General features: G+C 69.9%; 4 protein-coding genes. All 4 read left to right on the forward strand.

Annotated features, from left to right (window positions below; all coding sequences use genetic code 11):
• Positions 1–1793 (forward strand): sodium-translocating pyrophosphatase (locus VFO68_RS14460; RefSeq protein ID WP_325158784.1); only part of this gene is annotated, 1793 nt, incomplete at its 5' end.
• Between the two features lie 119 nt (positions 1794–1912).
• Positions 1913–2494, forward strand: a complete 582-nt coding sequence (locus tag VFO68_RS14465; RefSeq protein WP_325158785.1) for a hypothetical protein — start codon at positions 1913–1915, stop codon at positions 2492–2494.
• A gap of 227 nt (positions 2495–2721) precedes the next feature.
• The gene (locus tag VFO68_RS14470) at positions 2722–3321 is read left to right on the forward strand and encodes a hypothetical protein (RefSeq protein ID WP_325158786.1); all 600 of its coding nucleotides are present in this window, start codon (positions 2722–2724) and stop codon (positions 3319–3321) included.
• 117 nt (positions 3322–3438) lie between these two features.
• Positions 3439–4304, forward strand: an 866-nt coding sequence (locus tag VFO68_RS14475; protein WP_325158787.1) for a DNA topoisomerase, incomplete at its 3' end; no start/stop codon positions are given.

The following is a 4304-nucleotide window of genomic DNA, read 5'->3' on the forward strand; positions in this document are numbered from 1 at the left end:
ACGCGGCCGACGCGCCGAAGGTGTTGGAGGGCTTCGGCTTCGGCGCCGCGCTGATCGCCATGTTCATGCGGGTCGGCGGCGGCATCTTCACCAAGGCCGCGGACGTGGGCGCCGACCTGGTCGGCAAGGTGGAGCAGGGACTCCCCGAGGACGACCCGCGCAACGCCGCCACCATCGCCGACAACGTGGGCGACAACGTGGGCGACTGCGCCGGTATGGCCGCCGACCTGTTCGAGTCCTACGCGGTGACCCTGGTCGCCGCGCTGATCCTGGGCAGCGCCGCGTTCGGCGTGCAGGGCCTGCTGTTCCCGCTGATCGTCCCGGCGCTCGGCGTGATCACCGCGGTGATCGGCGTGTACATCACCAAGGCCCGGCCGGGTGAGGGCGGTCTGGTCGCCATCAACCGGTCCTTCTACATCTCGGCGTTGATCTCCGCGCTGCTCTGCACCGTGGCGGCGTTCATCTACCTGCCGAACTCCTTCGCCGAGCTGGACGGCGCCTCGGTGCCCGGCACGGACGGCAGCCCCGCCCTGATCGCCGCCGTCGCGGTGATCATCGGCATCGTGCTCGCCGGCGTCATCCTGTGGCTGACCGGCTACTTCACCGGCACCGAGCACAAGCCGGTGCAGGACGTCGGCCGCACGTCGCTGACCGGCGCGGCCACCGTGATCCTGGCCGGTATCTCGGTCGGCTTCGAGTCCGCGGTCTACACCGCGTTGGTGATCGGCGCCGCGGTGTACGGCGCGTTCCTGCTGTCCGGTTCGATCTTCGTGTCGCTGTTCGCGATCGCGCTGGCCGGTTGTGGTCTGCTGACCACCGTCGGCGTCATCGTGGCCATGGACACCTTCGGTCCGGTCAGCGACAACGCGCAGGGCATCGCCGAGATGTCCGGCGACGTGCAGGGCGAGGGCGTCCAGGTGCTCACCGAACTGGACGCGGTCGGCAACACCACCAAGGCGATCACCAAGGGCATCGCGATCGCCACCGCGGTGCTGGCCGCGACCGCGCTGTTCGGCTCCTACACCAACGCGATCGCCGAGGCGGTCAGCAAGACCGGCGAAGGCATCGCGGACGTGGCGTCGTTCAGCTTCATCGTGTTCAGCCCGAACGTGCTGGTCGGTATCACGATCGGCGCGGCGGTGGTGTTCATGTTCTCCGGGCTCGCGGTCAACGCGGTGTCCCGGGCGGCCGGCGCGGTGGTGTTCGAGGTGCGGCGGCAGTTCCGGGAGAAGCCGGGAATCATGGACTACTCGGAGCGTCCGGAGTACGGCCGCGTGGTGGACATCTGCACCCGGGACGCGCAGCGCGAACTGGCCACGCCGGGTCTGCTCGCGGTGCTGGCCCCGATCGCGGTCGGGTTCGGCCTCGGCGTCGGTCCGCTGGCCGGTTACCTGGCCGGCGCGATCGCCACCGGCACCCTGATGGCGATCTTCCTGGCCAACTCCGGCGGCGCCTGGGACAACGCCAAGAAGCTGGTCGAGGACGGTCACCACGGCGGCAAGGGTTCCGAGGCGCATGCCGCGACGGTCATCGGTGACACGGTCGGCGACCCGTTCAAGGACACCGCGGGTCCGGCGATCAACCCGCTGCTCAAGGTGATGAACCTGGTCTCGCTGCTGATCGCGCCGGCCGTGGTCGCGCTGTCGATCGGGACGGACCAGAACACCTTCGCCCGGATCGGCATCGCGGTGGCCGCCGTGGTGGTCATCGTGGTGGCGGTGGTCGTGTCCAAGCGGCGGGGTACCGCGATCGCGGACAATCCGGCCGAGAAGGTGACCAACGGCGCGGTCTGATTCCTTACCGCGCAATGGTTTGCGGGGCCGGTCCGAACTCTCGGACCGGCCCCGTTTCATGGTCCACATTGGACCATGAAATACTGGCCCCCCACCGAGAGTACTGAAGGGGGCACGGAATGTTCCGTCGTCCAGGCCTGGCCGTGGTGTCGGCCGCCGCGCTCGCGTTCGCCCTGAGTGGCTGTTCGGACAGCAACGGCTCCTCGTCCGACGGTCAGGCCGGTGGCGCGGTCGGCTGGGCCGACAGGGTGTGCCAGGCGATCGGAGACGACCTGACCGCGCTGCAGCAGCGGCCCGATCTGACCAACACCGACCCGCAGAAGGTGCGGGAAAGCCTGATCACCTATCTGAGCCAGCTCTCCTCGACGCTGGACGGCATGGTGAGCGGCGTCAAGGACGCCGGCCCGCCGCCGGTGACCGATGGCTCCGCGCAGGTCGACAAGCTGACCGACCTGCTCGGCAACGCCAAGACCTCGCTGCAGGAGGCGAAGACCGCCCTGGAGCAGGCCCAGGCGAACGACCCGCAGGCCTACCAGGCGGCGGTTCTGAAGGTCACCGAGGAGATGTCCAAGTTCGCCGAGCTTGAGGACCCGTTCAAGGAGCTGTCGCAGAACAAGGAGCTCAGCGACGCCTTCGAGCAGGCGCCGGAGTGCAAGAAGATCGACCTGGGCGGCAGCACGAGCAGCGCGCCGACCAGCTGACGCCCACCAGCGCGCGCCCCGGCCGAAGGCCCGGATCTGTGGCGGCAGGCCACCGGCCTGCCGAGGCAACAGGGCCCGATGACCACGGCCTGCCCCGCAGATCCGATCGCGCGCGCCTATCAAACACAGTCCGGGCCCGCCACGACTGACGTGGCGGGCCCGGCCGGTTACCGGTTGTTTCCGCGCGTCCGCTTACCAAGGTCGAACGAGTGTTCTAACCTGGCGCGGTGCCGCAGCTGTCCTTCTATTCGGCCGAGGCGAACACCCCCCGGGTGCGTGATCTCGCCGGGCTGCTGTGCGGGTCGGGTCAGGTGGAGAGCTTCGGCGGGACCGCCGCCCGGCTGTCGGTGGTGGTCGACGAGCCGTGGCGGGTCGCCGCGATCACGGCAGCCTGTGCGGAGCGCGGCGTGGTGGCCGAGCCGGCCGGCGCCGAGGACGGCGGCCTGCTGGTGCGAACCCCGTTCCGGACCGACCTCGCGCCGCTGGCGGTGGTCTGGACCGGGGCTGCGGGGAAGGTCGTTCCGGCCGGGCTCGCGCTGGACGGGGCGCTGCTGCGGTTATGGGCGATGGCGGCCGGACGCTGGATGGACAGCGGCTACCTGCTCGAGCTCGATCCCCGGGCGCCGGAGACGCATGAACCGCTGGCCGGGGCTCTGGCACGATGTGGGCTGGCCGCGACGATGCTCGGGGTCCGCGGCGGCGGGCCGGGACTTCGGGTGTCGGGTCCGCGGCGGTGTAACCGGCTCGCTGAGCTGGTCGGACCAGTGCCGAACGCGGCCGGGCGGGCGTCCTGGCCCGTGGTTTCGCGCGTGCGTGCGACCGGGTAAGCCTGCTACAAGTAGTGACGAGTCATACTCCAGTTCGAGGTGTGCGGGGAGGAACGTGCACACTGACGTGCTGACACGGGTCTGGTGGCCCGGGTGGGACAAGAGAGCGGGACTTAAGTGGCATCCTCGAGAACGACGAGAAACGGTGGGGGGCCGGCGACGCGCCGGCTGGTAATCGTCGAGTCGCCGGCCAAGGCGCGCAAGATCGCCTCCTACCTGGGCCGGAACTTCGTGGTGGAGTCGTCCCGCGGGCACATCCGGGACCTGCCCCGCAAGGCCGCCGAAGTGCCGGCGAAGTACAAGGGCGAGCCGTGGGCCAACCTCGGCGTGAACGTCGACAACAACTTCGAGCCGATCTACATCGTCACCCCGGACAAGCGGTCCACGGTCACCGAGCTCAAGGAGGCCCTGAAGGACGTCGACGAGCTCTACCTGGCTACGGACGGCGACCGCGAGGGCGAGGCGATCGCCTGGCACCTGCTGGAGGCGCTCAAGCCCAAGGTGCCGGTCCGCCGGATGGTGTTCCACGAGATCACCGAGCCGGCCATCCGGGCGGCCGCCGAGAACACCCGTGACCTCGACCAGGATCTCGTCGACGCCCAGGAGACCAGGCGCATCCTCGACCGGCTGTACGGCTACGAGGTCAGCCCGGTGCTCTGGAAGAAGATCATGCGCAACCTGTCTGCCGGGCGGGTGCAGTCGGTGGCCACCCGGATCGTGGTCCAGCGTGAGCGCGAGCGGATGAGCTTCGTCTCGGCCTCGTACTGGGACATCTCGGCCAGGCTGGACGCCGGGGAGGATGTCGAGCCGCGCTCGTTCGGCTCCCGGCTGCTGATGGTGGACGGCACCCGGCTGGCCACCGGCCGGGACTTCGGCCCGGATGGCCGGCTCAAGTCGGACACCCAGGACCAGGGCGCTGCCGGGCGCCAGGTGTTGCTGCTGGACGAGCCCGAGGCCCGCCGGCTGGCGCAGGCGCTCACCGG

This window comes from Actinophytocola sp., assembly GCF_035712165.1.
Classification (GTDB): domain Bacteria; phylum Actinomycetota; class Actinomycetes; order Mycobacteriales; family Pseudonocardiaceae; genus DASYTH01.